This window comes from Phocaeicola sp. RTP21359st1_B8_RTP21360_211022 (genome assembly GCF_040911965.1).
Classification (GTDB): Bacteria; Bacteroidota; Bacteroidia; order Bacteroidales; family Bacteroidaceae; genus Phocaeicola; species Phocaeicola vulgatus.
The window spans coordinates 143,490-165,183 of record NZ_JBDFXP010000005.1; the positions used below are offsets into that span (position 1 = coordinate 143,490).

The window sequence follows — 21,694 nt, forward strand, 5'->3', positions numbered from 1 at the left end:
CCTTATTTAATACTTATAGATATGGCAACAATATTTAGTAGAATTATTACAGGTGAGATTCCTAGCTATAAAGTGGCTGAAAATGACCAGTTCTATGCTTTTCTGGATATCAATCCGTTAGCCAAAGGGCATACGTTGGTTGTTCCGAAATGTGAGGTGGACTATATCTTTGATTTGGAGGATAATGAACTGGCTGCTATGCATGTTTTTGCAAAGAGTGTGGCGCTTGCTATTCAAAAGGTTTTTCCGTGCAAGAAAGTAGGTGAGGCAGTGATCGGATTAGAGGTTCCTCATGCACATATTCATCTGATTCCTATTCAGAAAGAGTCGGATATGATTTTTTCTAATCCGAAGTTGAAACTGACAAATGAAGAATTTGTGGAGGTGGCAACAGCAATCAATCAAGCCTGGGAAGGTGGTGACAAGTAATCTTTTTCTTTCTTAGTAAATATAAAGAGCGGGAAACGGATATTCTGTTTCCCGCTTTCCTTTATGATTAAACTCCGGTTACCTGTTTTTATACAAACTGATCTCCTAGTTTGATTTGTACGTCATTTACGAATTTTCGGATAGCGCTTTCGTCATCTTTTTTGCATATGAGTAATACATTGTCTCTTGCGGCTACTAAATAACCTTCTAGATCCTGTATTACGGCTAATTTCCCTTCTGGCACTACTATTACATTATTATAGCTGTTATATAATAAGGAGTTTCCGTTTACTACGACGTTACCTTCTTGGTCCTTGGATGATATATCATACAAGGAGTCCCATGTACCTAAATCTGCCCATCCGAAGTCGCACAATTGGACGAAAACATTGTTGGCTTTCTCCATGATTCCATAGTCAATGGAGATATTGGGACAGGAGGCAAAATCTTCTTCTCCGTTAGTCAGTTTGGTACAAACTTCGGGCATAATCTCATTGAAGGCTTCTAAAATTGTATTGATATTCCATAAGAATATTCCTGAGTTCCAATAGAATTCTCCACTTTCTACGAATACTTTGGCAAATTCCAATTGGGGCTTTTCAATGAATGTTTTTACTTTAAAGAATTCTCCTTGTTTTTCTTCCTCAATCTGAATATAGCCATAGCCGGTTTCCGGTCTGTTAGGTTTGATACCTAATGTTAGTAATTGAGGAGAGTTTGAAACAAATTCCAGACCTTTCAAAATTGCAGCTTTGAACTCATCTTCTTTTAAAATCAGGTGGTCGGACGGTGCGACAATGACATTGGCATTTGGATTGAGTTTTTTTATATGATAGGAAGCCCAAGCTATACATGGAGCAGTGTTTCTGCGGGTGGGTTCCAATAAAATTTGTGATTTGTCCAATTCTGGGAGTTGTTCTTGGATCAGTTCTTTATACAATACATTGGTTGTAATAAAAATGTTTTCTATAGGGACTATTTTTTTATAACGATCAAACGTTTGCTGTATTAGAGAACGTCCGGTCCCGAAGAAATCAAGGAATTGTTTAGGAAGGTTTTTGCGGCTATATGGCCAGAACCGACTACCTATACCTCCCCCCATGATGACACAATAATTATTGCTGTTTGTCATGATATAAAATCGTTTTAAAGTTTCCGCTAATATAGGGCTTATTTTTAGAAAACCATTGTCCGTTATCCCATAAATCGTAGTATATTTATCTTTTTTTGAAAAAAAATGCCGAAAAGTTTGCAGGTATGAAAAAAAGTCGTACCTTTGCAACCGCAATCGAGAAACAAACAATGTTTCAAGAGATGCCCAGATGGCGGAATCGGTAGACGCGCTGGTCTCAAACACCAGTGGATTCACTTCCATCCCGGTTCGACCCCGGGTCTGGGTACGAAGATAGAGGCTAAGTAATTGATAATTCAATACTTAGCTTTTTCTTTTGCTTGAATTTTCCCCACATTTTCCCCACACGTGCAAAAAATATAGCAGTAAGTCATTATTTCTTTTGGTTGAACGTAGTAAATAAGTTACCTTTGAAAAGAAATAAAGCCTATTAAATAAAAGTAATGGAACAAGGTGTTTGGCAAGAAATAGAACTGTTGTACCAGAAGTTTCAAAAACTTGGTATCAGTGAAGCGGTGGACTATGATAAGTACTACCTTTATTCTCTCATTACCCATTCCACAGCCATAGAAGGCTCCACATTGACCGAACTTGATACACAGCTTCTCTTTGACGAGGGAGTAACAGCGAAAGGGAAACCGCTTGTGCATCATCTGATGAATGAAGATTTGAAGCAAGCGTACGAACTTGCCAAAGTTGAATCAGACAGCCTTGTACCTATAACTCCTGCTTTTCTGAAAAGGATGAATGCAATGCTGATGCGTACTACTGGCAGCGTTCACAGTGTGATGGGTGGCTCTTTTGATTCTTCTAAAGGAGAGTTCCGTCTATGTGGTGTTACGGCTGGTGTTGGCGGACATTCTTATATGAACTATTTGAAAGTTCCTGCTAAGGTGGATGAACTTTGTGCGATTCTTCAAGAGAAGCAAAAGAAAATGGGAACATTTCGGGAACAATACGAGTTGAGCTTTAATGCCCACCTTAATTTAGTAACTATTCATCCGTGGGTGGATGGCAACGGAAGAACGGCTCGATTACTGATGAACTACATCCAGTTTTGTTATCACCTTTTTCCTACTAAGATATTCAAAGAGGATAGGGAAGAATATATCCTTTCTCTACGCCAATGTCAGGACGAAGAAACCAACCAGCCGTTTTTGTCGTTTATGGCAGGGCAGTTGAAGAAATCGCTTTCTTTGGAGATTGAAAGGTTTAAAGCTTCGCAAAAGAAAGGATTCTGTTTTATGTTCTGATATTATATTAAGCAAAGAATTACTATTTACGAATTTGGGTAACTTTGTGTAGAATTAAAAAAAGTTTAATATGGACTTGGCGGGAATTTATCATAAAGCAAATATTTTGATTGCTCAGACTTACGGTATAACAGGTGTACCGGAAAAAGGATATGTTATCGTTACTGTTAATAATGTTAGATATATTGTATATTTCTACAAAATAGAAAGTGGCTGGAATATTGAGAAAGTAGAAGAATGCTTATAACTGAATTCTGCCTCGAGTGGTGAACTATGTTCACCGCCCCGGCTTTTCAAATTCATTTCTTCTTCGTGCAGTGCTCTGTTTCAAACTTTCGCAATGTGGTTACGCTGAATCTTTTCTTAATGAACTTTTGGACATCGGATGCTTTGTAATACACTTCACTCCCGACAAATGCGTTCTCTAATTTTTCCCCATGCAGGTGTATTCGACAAGCAGCTATCTTGTATCGTATAATACATCTCCCGAAAGCGTGACATTGGTATAGTAAAACTTAATATATTCTCATGGATATAGCGACGCACGGAGGGGTCAAACAGTCCAATAAATGTACGTTTCCCATTTTTGCTGTTTTCCAATGTTGCTTCTGAAAAAATAGAAGAACATCCCGAACCAAATTTTGCAGTAATTGCATCATCCGAATTGTTATCGTAAAATGTCCATGAAGCAAGTCCTGAAAGCATATCAGGGGTAGCCAAAAAGAAAATCCCCACTACATTATTAAAGTTTTCAAGTTCAGTAATGGGTGAAATATTCAAATACTGCCTTGTCGTAATCTGCACATTTGCCTTTTCTACGAAATCAAGAACCAATTCTGAAGATTTCTTATATTTTTCTTTGCTTGAAACAAACATAGGCATTTTTTCATTCATGGTCGAAAAACCAGTATAGAATTTACCACCCATACACCCGATTCTATCGGCACTCAAAGAGATTGGTTCACCACCAATCAGCTTTTCAAACTCCTTAAAAAAACAACCGTTGATTTTTTTCAAATCATCATTAATCTGTTTATCAGAATACCAAAAAGCAAAGGGTAATTATACCTTTTCTCCGAAAGCCTTTTGGATATTTTCTATAAAAACACTTACTTCCATTTGGTTACTCATTACATTATTTCTATATTTGTCATGACAAATATAGTCATTTGTTTGATATGACAAATATGTTTTTCAGCTTTTAACAAACTAAATAATATGGATATAGATAAAATGGTAAATCATAAAATAGCCAAACTTTCGGGTATAATCAAACGTCAAATATATCAAATTATATCAGAAGAGGGGCTGGACATAACGCCGGAACAGTGGGTTCTTTTAGTCAATTTATGGGAAAACGATGGTCAGACTATTGGTGATTTAGTTACACAGTCGCAAAAAGACTTTGCCAATGTTACGAGAATAGTTGAAAAATTATCCAAAAACGGATATATCATCAAGCGGAAAAATCATAAAGATGGACGGAGTGTTCTTTTATACTGCACCGATAAGGTAAAAACAATTATGCCGCATATAAATAAATGTCAAATGCTATCTCTAAACATCTCATTAAAAGGTATATCACAAGAAGAACAAGATACATTTCTTCATATCTTGGACAAGATTGAAAAGAACTGCATCAATTATCTGAATTCAACCAAGTAAAATTATCGTGTCAATTGACGGAAAATTTGATTGATTAATCAATTAAAATTTGAGGAAAATTGTAATTATACTTGTTGTGCAGTATGTAGTTTAGTTTATCCTTTTGTTTATACATCCAAAACGGACTAAACTTATTCTTGTTGACAGCAAATTATATGTGGCTGGCGAAAAGAAAAATAGTTTTCTTCTTTTCGCCAGCATTACTTTTATGATAGGTTAGTAATTTGAGGAAGCAATGAACTCCTTTATTTCTTCCTCGCTTGGAAGTTCTATCATGTACTTCTGTACGAAGATATTCGGATTTAATCCGGCAGTGGCATATTTCACTAATGTATCACCCTTTTCAGTACAAAGCAGAATACCGATAGGCGGATTATCATCCGGCTGCATCACTTCTGCTTTGAAATAGTTCAGATACATATTCAGTTGCGAAGCATACTCATGGCGGAACTTGTCTATCTTCAATTCCACAATAACATGACATTTCAAGATGCGGTGATAGAATACGAGGTCGGTAAAGAAATAATCCTCATCAATCAAGATACGTTTTTGTCGGGTTTCAAAGCAGAATCCATGCCCCATTTCCAGCAGGAAGTGTTGCAGGTTGTCAAGAATGGATTGCTCCAAGTCGTTTTCTGTTACTAAGGCATGCTCGTTTAATCCTAAGAACTCTAAAGTAACAGGGGTGTTGATAACATCTTTAGGCTGTAATAAGGTCGCTTGTTGCTGGACTAAAGCGGAGAGGGCTTCTTTGTTTTTGGAGAGTCCACTACGTTCATAATATAAAGATGCTATTTGTCGTTCTAACTCCTTATATGACCAACAGCCACGAATGGTTTCCATTTCATAAAAAGCTCGTTTTACAGGGTTGTCAATAGCGGAGATGAGCATTAAATTAGAATATGTGAGTTTATTAAAGAGTCTATCTGCCGGAATTATCCATTCTTTTGCAGTTCCCAATTCGGCGGACGGTATCCGCCGAATGTTCATTGCAGATTCGGCGGATGGCAACCGCCGAATTGGTTCTATGAATTCGGCACTCAATGTGTGCCGAATTTGGATTTGTGATGCAATGTATTGTGTGATAGGTTCTTTCAGTTGTGGATAAACAAGGTACAGCCGTCTAACCTCTCGGAATCTTCGTTCATTCAGGCTTTTGTTTTCAGTCTTTGTTCCAGCTTCTTCAACAATTGTTCACCGTATGCGGCACGGTCTTCTCCGTTCTGTTCGAACTCCACGATATAGCAACCCATAAGCCAGTTACGGGAAGTAAGGGCAAGGTTTACAGCGTGTGCGGCTTGTGCCTGCAACGTGTTCTGTATCGTGCTGATATGTTTTACTAATGCTTCAAAGTTCATAGTTACAAAGATAAGTCTTTTGTGGTTAAAACTTTAATTCGGGTAAGCTGTTTATTGCTTCCTCTTTCAATTTATCCACCGCACGGGTGTATTTCTCCGTATGCTTCAATCCGCTATGCCCTAAAAGGCTGGCTACGGTTTTGATATTTGCCCCATTGTTCAAAATGTTCACGGCAAACGAATGCCGAGCAAGGTGCCAGCTTATATGTTTGTCTATCCCAGCTCTCTTTACCCAACGCTTTACTGATTTATAGCAACTTTCGTATGTAGACAAATCGAATATTAAACAGTTCTTATCTGTCGGAGCTTCACCAATGATAGACAATAGACCGTCATTCAAAGGAATAACCACACCACTACTGGCAGAATGTTCCTTGGCCTTGCTTTGCTCGAATTTTAATAATCGGTTAGCATAATCCACATTTTTAAAAGTAAGATCTTTTACATTGCAGAAGCGCAGACCGCAATATAGGCAAAAGATAAACGCTTGTCTGACTGTAGGGTTTTCGTTGTCATAATGACAAGCCATCAGCTTTTGTACTTCTTCGGGCGAAAGCACATCTTTCCGAAGCATCTGACTATCCACTTTGCAGGTAATATCTTTACAAGGGTCTTTCGATTCTTCCAAAGGAGAATTTCGCTTATGTGGTGTTACGGCTGATGTTGGCGGACATTCTTACATGAACTATCTGAAAGTTCCTGCTAAGGTGGATGAACTTTGTGCGATTCTGCAAGAGAAGCAAAAGACCGTGGGAGCATTTCGGGAACAATATGAATTGAGTTTTAATGCCCACCTTAATTTAGTAACCATACATCCGTGGGTGGATGGCAACGGCAGAACAGTTCGATTACTGATGAACTACATTCAGTTTTGTTATCACCTTTTTCCTACTAAGATATTCAAAGAGGATAGGGAAGAATATATCCTTTCTCTGCACCAATGTCAAGACGAAGAAACCAACCAGCCGTTTTTGTCGTTTATGGCAGGACAGTTGAAGAAATTGCTTTCTTTGGAGATTGAAAGGTTTAAAGCTTCGCAAAAGAAAGTGTTCAGTTTTATGTTTTAGGGGTATGAGAACTATAAATGCTGAGAATCGGTAAATTTTAAAATAAACACCCAACTTTACATTATGGGTGTAAAACTTGGTATTTTTCTTTTTGGATGAGATTCATCCTTTATTCTTAAGTCGTTATTTTGCTTTTTTAGCAATATGAAAGCCCCACTGGTAAATAGCAGGGCTTTCGTCATATGCTGGGATTAATATCCCGGATTTTGTATCATTTGTGGATTTAAATCCATTTCACTGCTGGGGATAGGCCATAAAAGCTGATAAAGGTTGTCATGGCTTAGTCCCATAAAGGATTCACCCAATCCGTTTCTTCTGATGAAATTCATATAGCTGGGTGAGTTTATCTGGTAATGCAGTGAAGCAATGGCTTTCAGAACATCTGATTGGTCAACTGTGAGATTCTTATGCTCGCATACTTGATTGATGTATTCTTTAGCCTTAGGAGTGTTTCCTGTATGATATAGACATTCAGCAGCTGTTAGGATCACATCTTTGTAATCAAGGCAAGGATGGCATGCCTCTCCGCTTCTTGCCTGTATGTGATAGCCCCAAATACATTCTGCATTGTTCTTATATTCTGTTGCTTTCGTGTATTCCAAATGGTAGTCATCTCTTCGGATGACTTCTTCCAAGAGCGGCAATGCTTTATCGAACTTCTTTTGATTGCAATAGACAAAGGCAAGCAATGTTCTGGCTGCATCTTTAGAAACGAAAAGCATCTCGTTGGCATCTTGGAAAGCGTCATAGCGATGTTCGTCTAAATCTTCCATCGCATCGAACAGCATATTCTCCACTCTTGAAAGAACTTCCGCTTCATCTGTACGTGGTAGGGAAATGTGGGCATCATTTGGACGCTGCATAATAAAAGGTATGCCACCCCAACGAGAAGACAGCTGATAGTATGCCAGTGCAAGGTGGGTGTCAATAAATGACTGGTAGCAATTCAACTGGTTTGCATCTATGTCTTTAATCATAAGCCACCGATTGATTGCTGCATAGTAATATTTCCATGTATTTCCTATCTTACCATCATATGGTTGGAAAGGAATTGGGGTTTTAAAGTCTTCTTGATGAATATAGTTGGTTTGTAAGTACTGTTGCATTGATATAGCATCTCTCATGGTGCTCATTATGCTTAATACAGCTTGTTTCCCTTGGTCTCCCAATCTGACAGGGTCATGCTTAACCCAATAATTCTTGTCTCCGGATTGTTTGATTGTTACCGTGGCAGCCACTTTACCTCTTGCGTTATATACCGTAAAGGTAGTGGACAGATCTTCTTTAAATAAAGCTGGTTCTATTATTACAGTAATGACATTGTTTTCAATGGCTTTGTTGTACTTGATTGAAGGAGTTGGGAGATTTGCACTTGGCTCATATAGTCCTCCAAAGTAATTTTCTTCTGTAACATTGTCTTGGGGTAATTCTTGAAGACCAGAATCAGAGTCAGAATCAAAAGATGGCGGATTCAAATAATAAGGCTTGTCAGAAACAATGGAAATGGTATATTCCCCGCCTTCTTTTGGAACATTTACTTCCGTTGTACTAAGTGTAACAGATTCTGATTCATCCAGTTCATTTCCTGCTATTCCATCATTATCCCAGTCGAAATAATAAGCCAAGTCCTTGACTTTGACTTCCAATCCTAATTCCTTGTAGCGGCTTTTTATGTTTTCGGAAATTCTATCCAGTCTTGTATTCAGGTAGTTCTTGCCAGACTGTATCTTTTTCTTTGTCTCTTGGCTAAAAGCGCCTTCCGTTCCAAACTCATTGCTTAGAATAGATAGATATTCAACGATTTCCGCATCGGATCTGTCTGTCAGTACCAATGATGATATGGCTATCAAAGCGCCGGAAGCATCATCGCCAGAAGTAAGTGAAAATTGGCTTGCATCTTTAGAGGCGTATTGCTGTAATCCGAATTGGGTAAGCAACTCCTTTTGGGCTTGTGCGTTAGCTTCTTTGAATGTCATGCCTTGGGTAGTAACCAAATGATGGATGCGCTTACTTTTCAAGTGAGTTAATACATTGACATTGATAGTACTGTTGTCTTTTAAGTCCACAATAGCATCTAGCTTGATAGTACCTTCTGACAATTCACCGTCCACTTCATTAAAAAAATAGCCGTCTGCCGTTAATTGGGCATACGGGCTGTTAATCTTGAGTGTGCCATAATTGAAATCACCCAAGTTGTTGTCGATGGTAGCAGAATAAAAGCTTCCAGTAGGGGTCATGTACTCGTCCAAAGTTCGCATATCCACATGAGAGCCACGAATCATCGGACCTTTTTCAACTTTACCCATTACGTTGAAGATAGTAGGCGTAAAATCGCCTCCAGTTTCATCGTTATCGCTGCAAGAGCAAAGAGCAAAAGCAAGTGCAGCAGATAAATAAAAGTACTTATTGAATTTCATAGATGTATATATTTGATTGATGATTAACGATTTATATCATACTGAAAACTACAAACAATTTCAATATACCCCAAATTGCCAGAAGGATAATAGGGATAATGATGTCCGCATAGTGGAAATCTATAAAGTTGGGAATGTGAGCTACGATAATCCACAGAAGCCAAATAATAAGAAACGCCCACCAATATTCTTCTCCAAATTCAATGTACGAATAAGCTAGTTCTTTCATACGATTTTCTCTTATGGTTCCCGTTCCTGAACCAAGTTTAATTAAACCACGAAGCGTGGAACTGCAATGTCACGTCTTAATTTTGAAGGTCGTAGGAAACCCGAATGTACAGATATAACAATAGCAGCCCACGCTATAGCGTGAGAACCACTATGCCATCCTTGTACATTCTTTTGAAAATTTCCTACGTTCTCAAAATTACAAGATGCGCATAACGCTTCTTTCTAAATCTAATATGTCTTGAATAGAGTTCTCTCCATCCGCTTGCAAAGATACGCAAATTTATTGAAATCCAATCGAATACTATCAGATTACATTCTGAATCCTCTGCTTCTTTTCTCTGTCTGTACAGAGTTATATAAGCCTTGCTTTAATTTTTCCCATTACTCCTTGAACCATTCGCCTATTGGCTGTCTGTTTATGGTCAGTACCAATTTATTATTATCAACTGAACTTTGTTCAATTTTGAAAGTTGCATTCTTAACTTCAAATCTTTGTCTATGCTCTTCGGAATAGATTTTCTCATTGCATTTGATAGCTTCCCTTTTGTTCAAAAGGCTGTTTACCATATCTTTGGTGAATCCGATGGCATAGCATAGTCTTTCCATTCTCAACATCTCTTTGAGTAATGGAAAACAGTTGAACGCTTTTTCGAGAATGGTATTCAGTCGTGATATTTCCTTGTCTTTGGCTTCAAGTTCTTGATTATGTATTCCTTGGAGATTTCGAATTTGTTTACCGTGTTGTTCCTGCATATGTTGCATCTGAGCCTTTAAATCATCAATGCTTTTGCTGTACTTAATAATTTCATGACGCAAATTCTCGTTGGTTTGTTCCAAATCTTTTAATTTATCGCTTCCGAAAAGAGAATCGACACCGATTGCTATGGCGGTAGTTGCATTGGTGGCTGCGCTTTTGAGTTTGTTTGGAGAAAGTTGGAAAACTCTCTCCGCTTTTCTTTTCTACTCCTCATAACTCATTGGCTTACTGATATGTTAAATCAAGCATTTTGTCTCTTCTATCAATACCGTACAACACAGATGAAGCGACAAGGATTTTTGCATTTGAAGTGCGATTTAGCGTTGCGCTTACTGCATAGGCCCGTTAGAATCCGTGCGCGAGGGTGACTGAATTCGATATTTCACTTGGGTGAAAAGGGCTTTTCATCTGTGTGAATAGCCGTTGTCACTAAAGTGGAATCACTGCTTCACATAGGTGAGGCAACAGTATATATCGGAAGTTAACACAATGACATCCTATTAAATTAAATGAAAGCACGGCATGTCCTGTCAGATCCAATCTGATATCTGCGGCTCTTATACAAATAATGGGCGAATGTTTCCATCTCCATTGCCTACATACCGGTTCAGGGATATTATGGATGTTTTTACACGGTAAATTGCTGGTAATGAGAGGAATGGTGTGACAGAAGAATTTTATGTTTTACATAAGACGAAATCACCTTTTCCTTTGGTTCTTATCCGGATTACTCTTGTTGGGCTCTTTCAGCCGCTTGGCTTCACTTCTATAAAGTAATACTAAATCAAAATCGAGCATTACTTTCTGAAACCAACAGCTTCTCCTGATGTAGTAACGTTTTACGTTCTTGCCTTGAATACAGGACTTGCTTTTTGTATCTCCGACTCAAAGCCGAACCAGTAGCCATGTTCCCCCTTTTCATCGGCAGGAAGGAAACACAGACGAAGGCTTTCTTTGTATTCTCCATAAATGATATTCCAAGTGGCAGGAGGGATTTGTCGTTTGGTCCATACTTTCTCGGCAGGGAGTTTTTTCAGTGACATGCCTGCTTCTATCCAGGCAATAGTAGCCTGTATCTGGTATTCGGGGTAGTTTTGTTTGCAGAACTCATACAGTATCAAGCCTCGTTTCTCCAGACTCATGGGCTGGTCTATCAGATTGGCTTTTGTTAAATATGCAAGAAAACGATGGAGGAATTGTTCGTCATTCAAAATGAGTTCACGTGTCAGTGTCTGCCATGCCGGTGTGTTGTAAAATCCGTCCAACAAGCGTGAAAGTTGGCGGGCTGTCTGCAATTCACTGACACTGATCTCGTGGGTTTGTAGCACTTCGTATGGCGGCAGAGGGGAATATTTGATTCCTAACTCTTCCGCCCTCCGGCGCATTTCGGTTCCGGGAAGCAGCTTGAGTGACTCCAGTTGGATTTCTCCCGCAGCATATCCGGCAAGGGTACGGACATCTTCAAATATCTCATGAAGGTGATAAAGAGGCAGTCCGGCAATAAGGTCGGCGTGGGTTTCCATGTTGGGCAAGGCGCATAGGAATCTCAGACCATCCAGTGCATCAGATAGTTTGCCCATCCGGCGGCTTTTCTCAAGTACAGGTTCGCGCAGGCTCTGGATGCCGGCTTCCAGATGAAGCAGTCCTTTGGGCAGCAGGCTGAGTTCTTCTTTCAGCTCTTCTGACAACAGGGCGGGATGTATTTCCAGATGGAAGCGGATATCGGGATGGAATTCCAGAAAGAGCCGGAGTAGTTCTTTGGCTCTTCGAGGGTTGTAATTAAAAGTACGGTCTAATACGCGTACATTTTTGATGCCATGTGCATGGATGAGTTGTAGCCTTTCGCGGATGCTTTCGATGGAAAGGGTGCGTACCGGTTTTTCACCGCCGCTGACACAGAAGGCGCAGGTGTTGAAACATCCGCGTGTTGTTTCCAGTTGGACAAAGGGCTTGCTCCAGTTAAAGAAACGGCTTTGTTCTGGCGGGACGAGTCCGGCGAAATTCAGTACGCGGGCTATACCGTTGTCTTTATATTCTTTGTTAGGAGTGAGGTAACAGAGTCCGGGCACGGTGTGCCATTGTTCCGGATGGTTCCAGCAGGTCAACCATTGTGGAAAGACTTCTTCTCCTTCTCCTCTGAAAACACAATCCACAAATGGATTTTTGCGGAGGAACTCTTCATTGTTTCCCAGAAATTCCGGACCGCCCAGCACCAGGCAGGCTTCGGGGAGCAATGCTTTTACTCTGGAAGCGACATGCATCAGTTGCTCATGGTTGAAAAGCCAGGTGGTTGCGGCAAGGATGTCGGGTCGGTGGCGGTAGATCTCATCGACAATCATTCCTGTATTTTCGTTGATGGTGGCAGATACGATTTCCCATTCTATAGAAGGGTCTGTCATGATTTGTGCATGTAGGGCTGGCAGTGCCAATGAGGAATGGGCATATGAACTGTTCAGGTCTATCCAGAGAATCTTCATGTTTCTTTTTCTTGTTTATTCGGTCGGCAAAGATAACTCTTTTTCGGTTAATGTCCGCTGGTAAGCGATGCGGGATGTGCCGTTGTGGGTATAAATGATGCCACAACGCCGGAAACCGTACTTTTTCAGGATATTCTGCATTACAAGGTTGTCGTGGTGGGTATCTACCCGGATATTGTTGCAATGTTCGAAACACCATTTGAGGCAGGCGTCAGCTACTCCCTTCTGTTTGCCGTTGGTAGCCATGCGGTGAATGACGTAATATGGTTCGTTGTTCAGCCAGTTGCCGTCATCAATGCGGGCATACGTGGGGTCCTCTCCGGGAATAAAACAGAATGTGCCTATTATTTCTCCGTTTTCATTTTCGCAAACATAGTTGGTTCCGTTGGTTATTTCTCGCAGAATCAATTCAGCGGAAGGATAACCGTTTATCCATTGGTTGGGGTTGCCATGCTCTTTCATGAACTGACGGGCATAGTGGAATATTTCTATAATTGCATCCAAATCTTTGGGCAATGAATGTCTGATTGTTATCATATTGAAATAGGAATGGGTTATTCTAAATTCATTCTGTACACATTGGTCTGCTTTTGTTCGAAGCCTAATTTTTGATATAGCTTGTTGGCTGCTATCCGTGTGGGGTTTGAGGTAAGCATAATAAGAGGTATGCCTTGTTCCTTCACAAACCGGACAGCGTGGGTGACCAGCTGTTTGCTGAGTCCTTGTCCCCGGTATTTTTCATCCACTACCACATCTTCAATCCACGCTTTGCCGCCTGTGGGGCTGTGATAGATGCCTACAGTCAGCATTCCCGCAATTTCCTGATCAGCCAGTAAGAAAAACAGATGGGTGTTTTCTTGGGATATGATCTTTCTGAGGGTTGTCCCGGTCAGTTTTACCGGGCGGTTTGTGAGCTGCTCCAGCAGTTTTTGTACTGCATCGGTGTAGGCTGGGATAAAGTCTTTTACTTCTACTATTTCTGTCATTTTTATAGCTGAAATTAGAATCGGCTGTAAATATAGTGATTATTCTCCAGATAACTGATTATTTTTTTATATCTTGCTTACGTTTTAATAATAGATATGACATTATGATTAGACGAGTGGAACTTCAGGATGCCAAAGCCATCACAACGATATACAATGAATATGTCGGGCACAGTGTGGCTACATTTGAAACGGAACCTTTGAGAGAGGAGGATATGCGTAACCGTATTGCCGGAATTGCCGTCCGTTTTCCCTATTTTGTGTATGAGGAAGAAGGGAAAGTAGTAGGTTATTGTTATGCCCATTTGTGGAAGGAGAGGGCTGCTTACAGGCATACGTTGGAAACAACGGTCTATTTAGCTCCCGGATACGAGGGGAAGGGCATAGGCAGGGAGTTGATGGAAAGATTGATTGAAGAATGTCGTAGGGACGGGTATCGTGCACTGATAGCCTGTGTCACAGAGGGAAATGTTGTCAGTGATGCTTTGCATTTGAGGCTGGGATTTAAAAAAGTTTCCCATTTTAAGAAGGTAGGACTGAAATTCGGACGATGGTTGGATGTAGTGGATTACGAGTTGCTGTTATCCTGAAACCACTGTCCGGAATGAACTTTTTAGGGTTATATGGAGTTATAAGCTTGTACCTAAATTAAAATAACCAACTATGACTCAAGTAAACATCAAGAGGGTTTATGATGAACCTTCTGAACAAGACGGCTATCGTGTTTTGGTAGACCGCCTGTGGCCCCGTGGCATGAAGCGGGAATATTTGAAATACGATTATTGGGCAAAAGAGGTCACTCCATCCAATGATTTAAGGAAATGGTTTCATGCGGATATAGAAAAAAGATGGGGGACTTTTGCAGATATGTATCAAAAAGAATTGAATGAATCGGATGCCGCTAAAGCGTTCATTGATAAGATAAAAGCTTATTCGAAAGTAACATTACTTTACGCTTCGAAAGAACAGGAGCGAAATCATGCCAATGTATTGAAACATTATTTAGACACACATTTGTAGTTTTTGTGCAAAAAACAAGTATCTTTGCAGCCAATTATGGCTCCCACTTCTAAAAAACAGGGAGTTTTCGTTAAATAATCAATACTAATGAGAGATGCCACCCATGTAAGATGTGTTCATGTATAATGAATGCATCTGTAATTTTGTGTGACATTTCGGGTAAAAAGAGAAAGATTATGATACAAAAGGTTCTAATTGCCAACCGTGGCGAGATAGCCGTGCGCGTTATGCGCTCTTGCAAAGAGATGGGTATCCGCACTGTGGCTGTTTTCTCGGAAGCCGACCGTACGGCGCGTCATGTGATGTATGCAGACGAAGCCTGTCTGATAGGGCCTGCCGCTTCCAAAGAAAGTTATCTGAATATAGATAATATCATTAAAGCTGCAAGGCAACATCATGCCGATGCCATTCATCCTGGTTATGGTTTTTTGTCCGAGAATGCTGATTTTGCCCGCCGGTGCAAAGAGGAGGGGATCATCTTTATCGGTCCTGCCGCCGAGACGATGGAAGCGATGGGTGACAAGATTGCCGCCCGTAAGCGTATGATTGCCGCAGGTGTTCCCGTAGTCCCCGGTACGGAACAGCCGTTGCAAAGTGCCGAAGAGGCGGTACGTATCTGTAATGAAATAGGCTATCCTGTCATGTTGAAGGCTTCTATGGGAGGCGGCGGTAAAGGGATGAGGCTGATACACAGTGAAGATGAAGTGGTGGAGGCATATAACACCGCCCGTTCCGAGTCCATGTCTTCTTTCGGGGATGATACGGTTTATTTGGAAAAATTTGTGGAGGAACCCCATCATATAGAATTTCAAATACTGGGTGACAATCATGGCAATGTAATCCATCTGTTTGACCGCGAGTGTTCTGTTCAGCGTCGCAACCAAAAGATTGTAGAGGAGAGCCCGTCTCCGTTCCTTACTCCGGAACTCCGTCAGGAGATGGGGGAAAAGGCGGTAGCTGCTGCCAGGGCAGTGAACTATTCGGGAGCCGGGACTATCGAGTTTCTGGTGGACAAGAACCGCAATTTCTATTTTCTGGAGATGAATACCCGTCTCCAGGTGGAGCATCCCATTACCGAAGAAGTAGTGGGCGTGGACTTGGTGAAAGAGCAGATCCGCATTGCCAATGATGAAGTGCTGCATTTGAAACAGGAAGAGCTGTATCAGCGCGGTCATGCCATCGAATGTCGTATCTGTGCGGAAGACACGGAGAACAACTTCATGCCTTCGCCGGGTATTATCAAACAGCTGACGGAGCCTAACGGCATCGGCGTACGCATTGACAGCTACGTGTACGAAGGGTACGAGATTCCTGTCTTTTACGACCCGATGATAGGCAAGTTGATCGTGTGGGCCACAACCCGCCAGTATGCCATAGAGCGTATGCGCCGTGTGCTTTACGAGTACAAGATTACGGGCTTGAAGACCAACCTCAGTTATCTGAAACGCATCATGCATACCCCCGACTTTGTGAAGGGTGAGTATAATACCTTATTTATAGAGAAGAACTCCCGTATGCTGCTCCGTGGCAACGGCAACAATGAGGAGATTGAAAACATGGCCATGATCGCCTCTTATATTGACTATCTGATGAATCTGGAAGAGAACAAGAGTCCCCAGCTGTCTGATGCCCGTCCCATCAGCCGTTGGCGTGAGTTCGGCTTGCAGAAAGGAGTGTTGAGAATCTGATTCTTCATTTAATTAAGCAAAAGTATGGAAATACATATTGGAGACCGCGTAGCCGATGTGACGTTGGTGAGCAAGGAAGGAAACAAGGTACAGTTTATGATTGACGGAAAACCGTATGATGTGGATATCGTTATGGCCGAGAACGGAAGCTGTTCCATCCTGCACGATGGCAATTCCTTCAATGCCGAACTGATCCGTGGGGAGGGTGGAAAGAGTTATGATGTGAATATGTTCTACCGTTCCTATCATGTGGACATAGTGGACACCCAGACCAAGTATCTGCGTATGAAAAAGGGCGGCGAGGAGAGACAGGATGACAAGATTGTGGCTCCCATGCCCGGAAAGGTTGTGAAAATTCCCGTCCGGAAAGGTGACCGTCTGTCATCCGGGGATATTGTGGTAGTGCTGGAGGCCATGAAGATGCAGAGCAACTACAAAGTGACCTCGGACTGTACGGTAAGGGATATCCTGGTCAATGAGGGGGATTCCGTCAATGCTAACCAGGTATTAATAGTATTGGATATAATAAAAGAAGATTGATCATGACAAGAGAAGAAATATACAGCCGGTTTGAAGAGCTGGACAAACGCGCGTCGCTGGGCGGCGGTGTGGACAAGATCGAGAAACAACACGCCCAAGGGAAGATGACCGCTCGCGAGCGTATCGGAATGTTGCTGGACAAAGGTACGTTCAATGAACTGGACAAGCTGGTGAATCACCGTTGTACCAACTTCGGCATGGAGAAGAAGCAGATTGCCGGAGATGGTATGGTCACCGGTTACGGAAAGATAGACGGCCGTCCGGTGTTTGTCTATGCATACGATTTCACCGCGCACGGCGGTTCGCTGAGCGAAACCAATGCGGCCAAGATTGTAAAGGTTCAGCAACTGGCTTTGAAGACGGGAGCTCCCGTTATCGCTTTGAACGATTCGGGGGGTGCACGCATACAGGAAGGGGTGAACAGCTTGGCCGGATATGCCTCCATCTTTTATCAGAATACCATTGCATCAGGTGTTATCCCCCAGATTTCCGCTATTCTGGGACCTTGTGCCGGAGGCGCCTGCTATTCCCCGGCACTGACCGACTTTATCTTTATGGTGAAGGAGCAGAGCCACATGTTTATCACGGGTCCGGATGTGGTGAAGACCGTGACTAACGAGGAGGTGGGCAAGGAGGAACTGGGTGGTGCCCAGACTCACAGCGGCAAAAGCGGTGTGACCCATTTTATGTGCGATAATGAGGAGGAAACGCTGATGAGTATCCGCGAATTGCTGAGTTTCCTGCCTTCCAACAATATGGAGGATGCGCCGCTGGTTCCCTGCAACGATGACATCCATCGTCAGGTGGAGGCGTTGCAGACTGTCATTCCCGAAGATCCGAACATGCCTTATGATATAAAGGATATCATCGAACCGGTGCTGGATAACCAGTATTTCTTCGAGGTGATGCCTCACTTTGCTAAAAATGTGGTGGTGGGGTTTGGTCGCCTGGGAGGTCGTTCCGTAGGTATTGTTGCCAATCAGCCCGCCTGGCTGGCCGGCGTCCTTGACATTGACGCCAGCGACAAGGCTGCCCGTTTTATCCGTTTCTGTGACTGCTTTAATATTCCTCTGATCACTTTCGAGGATGTTCCCGGCTTCCTGCCCGGAACGGTACAGGAACACAACGGCATCATCCGCCACGGTGCGAAGATAGTCTATGCATACGCTGAAGCTACAGTGCCCAAGGTTACTTTAATTACCCGTAAAGCTTATGGAGGTGCCTACATTGTCATGTCCAGCAAGCCGACGGGAGCCGATGTGAACCTGGCTTACCCACAGGCGGAAATAGCCGTCATGGGTGCAGAAGGGGCAGTGAATATCCTTTACCGCAAGTCTGCTCCGGAAGAGAAAGCTGAGATCATCAAGGAATACGAAGATAAATTCTCCAATCCTTATCGTGCGGCAGAACGTGGTCTGATTGATGAGGTGATTATGCCCCGTGACACTCGTTACAAACTTATTCAAGCTTTGGAAATGTGTCACAATAAAAACCAAAGCAATCCGCCTAAGAAACATGGCAATATGCCTTTATGATAAAATCAAGATTCCGTCACAGATTGCTCAGATTGACATCGGTCCAATTTAAACAGTGGGTCCTCAATGGAAATAACCGGTGACAATCTGCGTAACCTGTGGCGGAAAAGCTTTTTATCTCGTCTCTTTGCTATTCTTTATTCAGCCATGCATTGATTTGTGTCTTGATTTCTTCTTGTGTGTCGGTGTCAAAGCTGCCGATACGGGTGGTATGGCTGCCGCCGGATAACACATAAACTTTTATGTTTTTCTTGTTCTTCAGCCAAGTGACACCCGAAGCTGTCCAAGGATCATCGCCGCCATAAATATAGATCATTTCGGGATCATTCTCTTTCAGGAATTTTACCACCTTATTATATAGTGTCTTGTCAAATTTGAGATTTGACAGTTCGGGCGGTAACATTACCTTATGAAGATAGTCACGGCTGCTCTTTATCGTCAGATACTTTTTGAAAGGTTTGATGTCATATCCGTAATACCCCAGTTCTTTGGCCGCTTGCACATTAAAGGAAGGGTAGGGAGATTGTTCGGAGAAATAATCCGGTTCACAAATAGCCATGAAATGCTTGAATAGCGTGTGGTCATCGGCATTTGTTTCCGGAATCTTATTTACAGGAGTTCCCCATTGCCATAGGGCAAATGAGTATTCCAATACATTGAAGTCGTATACTTCGGCTATAGGAATGCGGAAGGTATATCCTTTATCCGAGCAATATTTTTCGAACATCGGCAGCAGCCGGCTCTTGCGTTTAAGTACTTCCAGTTGAAAGTTTTCAACTCGTTTACGGTTTTCGGGAGTCGAAACTTTATTGGCAATGAACGGTTCGTGACGGCCGTCCTCCAATGATTGGTTGAGGGGGGCTACGTAAGGTACGGAGATATCCACATCATCGGGAAAGTAAGTGCGGTAGAACATCGTAGTCTGTCCGCCTTTGCTGATTCCGGTAGCTATCCATTTCTCATCGTATAGTTGTTTCAAGGTCGTGGTTACATGATGCAAATCATACAGTGAATTTTCAACCGTGAGATAATCCCAGTTGCAGGGCTTCGGCATGGACTCACCAAAATAACGGTATTCCACGAATACCAGATTGGCGTTGAATAATTTGGATAACTCTTCTTGATAACGCGGATGGGTGGCATAATGGGCGGCATAGCCTTCGGTAACCAGTACGGTAGGGCGGTCAAAACCTACATGCGAGAGAATAACCCTTTGCTTGAAATTCCCTGCTTCGGGGTGATGCGGATCCAATAGTTGATTAATGAAGAATACATATTTCTCCGGATAGGCATCACTTTGCATTGGTTTAATGTCACTGATGTCCGGAAGATTTTGAAGTCTTTTCTGTAATTCAGTGGGAGGAGCTGCGGCCTGGGCCATTTGTAAAGGCAATAAGATAGCCAGTATTGCCCATACCATAAAAGAGAGTGTGTGTTTCATCGTTTATAAATGGTTTAATAACTAATGGGCAACAAAAATAGTATTTTATTTCGATATTGTCGGGTAATCTTTTATCTTTGTGTTACTTAATAAAGCTGAGAAATATGTTTTTTCTTCATCGTATATGGAATTGGTGCAGTCGCTTCCGTCACCGTTGTGGTTACGGAGTACACTCTCCGTCTGATTTTTTTCTGATTACTTCTATTGTTTATGAAAAATATCACTACTATGCTTATCGGGTATTGAAGGAAAGGGGATTTCCTGCTTATTTGCCACATTATCGAAGGAAAGTGAACCGTTTGCTATTCCGGTTGGTTAATTATTTCAGACCAAAGTCGTTGATTGAAGTGGGGATTGGTAATGGGGCATCCATAGGATATATGCGGGCTGCGTGTCATACTATGGACTCCGTCACCTTGAAAGGCAGGGATTGGGCAAAGACTTCCCGACAACTGGAGGAGAAACTGGCGGAGGTGCATACATTAGATTGTCTGCATATAGGGCATACTCCTTTTTATAAAGAAGTTTTTGAACTGGTACTTCCTTATGCCGGACCTCGTAGTTGCTTTATTGTCGGAGGAATTCATGAATCGAGGGAAAAACGGAAATGGTGGGAGCAAATTGTAGCCAGTGAGTCGACGGGTATCACTTTTGATTTGTATGACATAGGGTTGGTCTTTTTTGATAAAGCGAGATATAAACAGCATTATATTGTAAATTTTTTATAACCGGAACCATGAAGAAAAGCATGATATACACCAAAACAGGTGATAAGGGAACCACATCATTGGTAGGTGGTACCCGGGTGCCGAAAACGCATATACGGCTTGAAGCCTATGGCACAGTGGATGAATTGAACTCCTATTTGGGATTGTTGCAAACGTATTTGACGGATGAGGAGGATAAACAAATCATTTTTCGTATACAAAATAAATTATTCTCTGTCGGTTCGTATCTGGCAACGGATCAGACACAGACCAAGTTGCGTATGGAAAGTCGTATAGAGGATGAAGACATCCGGATGTTGGAGCAGGCAATTGACGTAATTGACAATGAACTTCCTCCTTTGAATGCTTTTATTCTGCCGGGGGGTGACCGTGGAGCAGCCGTTGGGCACATTTGCCGGACGGTGTGTCGCCGTGCCGAGCGACGTATTCTTGCATTGGCTGAAGAATGTGACATAGATGCCCGTGTAACAGCATTTGTCAACCGTTTATCTGATTATTTATTCATTTTGACCCGAAAGTTAAATCATTTAACTAAAACGGATGAAATTTTTTGGGATAAAAGTTGCAAATGAAATAATTTATTATACTTTTGCGGCTAATTAGAGAACGAAAGAAAAGTATTTACTTAAAAAATAAGAAAACTATGTACTGGACATTAGAATTGGCCTCGAAGTTAGAGGATGCTCCCTGGCCTGCTACAAAGGATGAGTTGATTGACTATGCAATGCGTTCGGGCGCTCCGTTGGAAGTAATCGAAAACTTGCAAGAGATGGAAGATGAAGGCGAAATCTATGAAAGTATAGAAGATATTTGGCCGGATTATCCGAGCAAAGAGGATTTCTTTTTTAATGAGGAAGAATATTAGAAAGAGAACATGGCGGACAGAATAAAAAATTCTGTCCGTTTTTTGTTTGATATTTCTTCTTGGAAGGGGGGATTGGAAAGCGTAATGTAACTTTCCTGGGAGATT

20 protein-coding genes, 1 tRNA gene and 5 pseudogenes are annotated in these 21,694 nt (G+C 41.8%); 14 read left to right on the forward strand and 12 right to left on the reverse strand.

What is annotated here, in order from left to right; all coding sequences use genetic code 11:
* Positions 1-21: 21 nt before the first annotated feature.
* The gene (locus tag AB5062_RS03945; protein ID WP_005845399.1) at positions 22-429 is read left to right on the forward strand and encodes an HIT family protein; all 408 of its coding nucleotides are present in this window, start codon (positions 22-24) and stop codon (positions 427-429) included.
* An 88-nt stretch (positions 430-517) separates the two neighbouring features.
* Here AB5062_RS03945 and AB5062_RS03950 read toward each other — a convergent pair whose 3' ends face one another.
* Entirely contained in the window at positions 518-1,561 is a 1,044-nt protein-coding gene (locus AB5062_RS03950; RefSeq protein WP_008668453.1) for a mannose-1-phosphate guanylyltransferase, read from the reverse strand.
* 184 nt (positions 1,562-1,745) lie between these two features.
* Here AB5062_RS03950 and AB5062_RS03955 point away from each other — a divergent pair.
* The 3 genes from AB5062_RS03955 to AB5062_RS03965 all read left to right on the forward strand — a co-directional run bounded on the left by AB5062_RS03955 (position 1,746) and on the right by AB5062_RS03965 (position 3,061).
* Positions 1,746-1,829: transfer RNA gene (locus tag AB5062_RS03955), tRNA-Leu, on the forward strand.
* 175 nt (positions 1,830-2,004) lie between these two features.
* Entirely contained in the window at positions 2,005-2,814 is an 810-nt protein-coding gene (locus tag AB5062_RS03960) for a Fic family protein (protein ID WP_057098935.1), read from the forward strand.
* Between the two features lie 70 nt (positions 2,815-2,884).
* Positions 2,885-3,061, forward strand: coding sequence for a hypothetical protein (locus AB5062_RS03965; protein WP_171030640.1), 177 nt, complete (start codon positions 2,885-2,887; stop codon positions 3,059-3,061).
* Between the two features lie 52 nt (positions 3,062-3,113).
* Here AB5062_RS03965 and AB5062_RS03970 read toward each other — a convergent pair.
* Positions 3,114-3,218, reverse strand: a pseudogene (locus tag AB5062_RS03970) (DNA-binding protein); the annotation flags it as partial.
* On the reverse strand, positions 3,217-3,831 hold the full coding sequence (locus AB5062_RS03975) for a DUF169 domain-containing protein (protein WP_227238890.1): 615 nt from the start codon (positions 3,829-3,831) through the stop codon (positions 3,217-3,219). The pseudogene AB5062_RS03970 and the gene AB5062_RS03975, both read right to left, overlap by 2 nt.
* A 201-nt stretch (positions 3,832-4,032) precedes the next feature.
* On the opposite strand from AB5062_RS03975, the gene AB5062_RS03980 reads away from it, so the two are divergent.
* The gene (locus AB5062_RS03980) at positions 4,033-4,479 is read left to right on the forward strand and encodes a MarR family winged helix-turn-helix transcriptional regulator (protein WP_032952658.1); all 447 of its coding nucleotides are present in this window, start codon (positions 4,033-4,035) and stop codon (positions 4,477-4,479) included.
* A gap of 216 nt (positions 4,480-4,695) precedes the next feature.
* Here AB5062_RS03980 and AB5062_RS03985 read toward each other — a convergent pair.
* Positions 4,696-5,837 (reverse strand): annotated as a pseudogene (locus AB5062_RS03985) (YhcG family protein).
* Between the two features lie 25 nt (positions 5,838-5,862).
* Positions 5,863-6,453, reverse strand: a pseudogene (locus tag AB5062_RS03990) (site-specific integrase); the annotation flags it as partial.
* Between AB5062_RS03990 and AB5062_RS03995 the strand changes: the two are divergent.
* A pseudogene (locus AB5062_RS03995) lies at positions 6,446-6,904 on the forward strand (Fic family protein); the annotation flags it as partial. The pseudogenes AB5062_RS03990 and AB5062_RS03995 overlap by 8 nt on opposite strands.
* Positions 6,905-7,095: 191 nt before the next feature.
* Here the strand turns inward: AB5062_RS03995 and AB5062_RS04000 are convergent.
* The 6 genes and pseudogenes from AB5062_RS04000 to AB5062_RS04025 form a co-directional block, all read right to left on the reverse strand.
* Positions 7,096-9,321: a RagB/SusD family nutrient uptake outer membrane protein gene (locus tag AB5062_RS04000; RefSeq protein ID WP_118292291.1), complete on the reverse strand. Its 2,226-nt coding sequence runs from the start codon at positions 9,319-9,321 to the stop codon at positions 7,096-7,098.
* Between the two features lie 31 nt (positions 9,322-9,352).
* Positions 9,353-9,550, reverse strand: a complete 198-nt coding sequence (locus AB5062_RS04005) for a hypothetical protein (RefSeq protein ID WP_032952657.1) — start codon at positions 9,548-9,550, stop codon at positions 9,353-9,355.
* A 311-nt stretch (positions 9,551-9,861) separates the two neighbouring features.
* Positions 9,862-10,488, reverse strand: a pseudogene (locus tag AB5062_RS04010) (mobilization protein); the annotation flags it as partial.
* 660 nt (positions 10,489-11,148) lie between these two features.
* The gene (locus AB5062_RS04015) at positions 11,149-12,786 is read right to left on the reverse strand and encodes a B12-binding domain-containing radical SAM protein (protein ID WP_032952656.1); all 1,638 of its coding nucleotides are present in this window, start codon (positions 12,784-12,786) and stop codon (positions 11,149-11,151) included.
* Between the two features lie 15 nt (positions 12,787-12,801).
* Entirely contained in the window at positions 12,802-13,323 is a 522-nt protein-coding gene (locus AB5062_RS04020) for a GNAT family N-acetyltransferase (RefSeq protein ID WP_005845436.1), read from the reverse strand.
* A 17-nt stretch (positions 13,324-13,340) separates the two neighbouring features.
* Complete coding sequence (locus AB5062_RS04025; protein WP_005845438.1) at positions 13,341-13,772, reverse strand: GNAT family N-acetyltransferase; 432 nt, start codon at positions 13,770-13,772, stop codon at positions 13,341-13,343.
* Positions 13,773-13,876: 104 nt separating this feature from the next.
* Here AB5062_RS04025 and AB5062_RS04030 point away from each other — a divergent pair, with 104 nt between their 5' ends.
* The 5 genes from AB5062_RS04030 to AB5062_RS04050 all read left to right on the forward strand — a co-directional run bounded on the left by AB5062_RS04030 (position 13,877) and on the right by AB5062_RS04050 (position 18,555).
* Entirely contained in the window at positions 13,877-14,362 is a 486-nt protein-coding gene (locus AB5062_RS04030) for a GNAT family N-acetyltransferase (protein WP_005849540.1), read from the forward strand.
* Between the two features lie 73 nt (positions 14,363-14,435).
* Positions 14,436-14,792 carry a DUF488 domain-containing protein gene (locus AB5062_RS04035; protein WP_005849538.1) on the forward strand — a complete coding sequence of 119 codons (357 nt, stop codon included), beginning with the start codon at positions 14,436-14,438 and terminating at the stop codon, positions 14,790-14,792.
* A 176-nt stretch (positions 14,793-14,968) separates the two neighbouring features.
* Positions 14,969-16,480 carry an acetyl-CoA carboxylase biotin carboxylase subunit gene (gene accC, locus AB5062_RS04040; protein ID WP_005849536.1) on the forward strand — a complete coding sequence of 504 codons (1,512 nt, stop codon included), beginning with the start codon at positions 14,969-14,971 and terminating at the stop codon, positions 16,478-16,480.
* Between the two features lie 24 nt (positions 16,481-16,504).
* Positions 16,505-17,020: an acetyl-CoA carboxylase biotin carboxyl carrier protein subunit gene (locus tag AB5062_RS04045; RefSeq protein ID WP_005845446.1), complete on the forward strand. Its 516-nt coding sequence runs from the start codon at positions 16,505-16,507 to the stop codon at positions 17,018-17,020.
* 2 nt (positions 17,021-17,022) lie between these two features.
* Positions 17,023-18,555: an acyl-CoA carboxylase subunit beta gene (locus AB5062_RS04050; RefSeq protein ID WP_005845448.1), complete on the forward strand. Its 1,533-nt coding sequence runs from the start codon at positions 17,023-17,025 to the stop codon at positions 18,553-18,555.
* Positions 18,556-18,685: 130 nt separating this feature from the next.
* Here AB5062_RS04050 and AB5062_RS04055 read toward each other — a convergent pair whose 3' ends face one another.
* Complete coding sequence (locus tag AB5062_RS04055; protein ID WP_032952655.1) at positions 18,686-19,996, reverse strand: S28 family serine protease; 1,311 nt, start codon at positions 19,994-19,996, stop codon at positions 18,686-18,688.
* 104 nt (positions 19,997-20,100) lie between these two features.
* Between AB5062_RS04055 and AB5062_RS04060 the strand changes: the two genes are divergently transcribed.
* The 3 genes from AB5062_RS04060 to AB5062_RS04070 all read left to right on the forward strand — a co-directional run bounded on the left by AB5062_RS04060 (position 20,101) and on the right by AB5062_RS04070 (position 21,589).
* The gene (locus tag AB5062_RS04060) at positions 20,101-20,724 is read left to right on the forward strand and encodes a hypothetical protein (protein ID WP_005845451.1); all 624 of its coding nucleotides are present in this window, start codon (positions 20,101-20,103) and stop codon (positions 20,722-20,724) included.
* Positions 20,725-20,732: 8 nt separating this feature from the next.
* The gene (locus AB5062_RS04065; protein ID WP_005845453.1) at positions 20,733-21,296 is read left to right on the forward strand and encodes a cob(I)yrinic acid a,c-diamide adenosyltransferase; all 564 of its coding nucleotides are present in this window, start codon (positions 20,733-20,735) and stop codon (positions 21,294-21,296) included.
* 71 nt (positions 21,297-21,367) lie between these two features.
* A complete protein-coding gene (locus AB5062_RS04070) occupies positions 21,368-21,589 on the forward strand; it encodes a DUF2795 domain-containing protein (protein WP_002558131.1) in 222 nt (73 codons plus the stop codon).
* Positions 21,590-21,694: the final 105 nt, after the last annotated feature.